This is a genomic window from Methylobacterium sp. J-076 (assembly GCF_022829405.1).
GTDB lineage: Bacteria > Pseudomonadota > Alphaproteobacteria > Rhizobiales > Beijerinckiaceae > Methylobacterium.
Genome location: NZ_JAKSXW010000002.1, coordinates 1 through 301, shown reverse-complemented (window position 1 = coordinate 301; position 301 = coordinate 1). Strand labels below are relative to the sequence as shown.

1 protein-coding gene is annotated in these 301 nt (G+C 69.4%); it reads left to right on the top strand.

Going from position 1 to position 301, the window contains the following annotated elements; translation table 11 throughout:
• Positions 1–113 precede the first annotated feature (113 nt).
• On the top strand, positions 114–301 hold a 188-nt coding region (locus tag MKK53_RS00040; protein WP_243925713.1), incomplete at its 3' end, for a GlsB/YeaQ/YmgE family stress response membrane protein.

Below are 301 nucleotides of genomic sequence, written 5' to 3'. Positions count from 1 at the left end.
CCCGGCGCCCCGCGCGCACCTAGCCCCGGCCCCGCAGGCCATCGAGACCCATGCCCCAGCCCGCTCAGTCCCTGCGTCGGGACGCGTCCGCACGCCGAAAACCGGAGCCCGTCATGTCCCTCCTCGCCTGGATCGTCCTCGGCCTGATCGCGGGCTTCATCGTCAGCAAGATCTGCAACAACACCGGCCATGGCCTGCTTGTCGACATCCGGCTCGGCGTCGTCGGCGCGTCCGTCGGCGGGTTCCTGTTCAACCGTGTCGCCGATGCAGTCGTTTCGGGGGCTAACCTCTACAGCCTGCC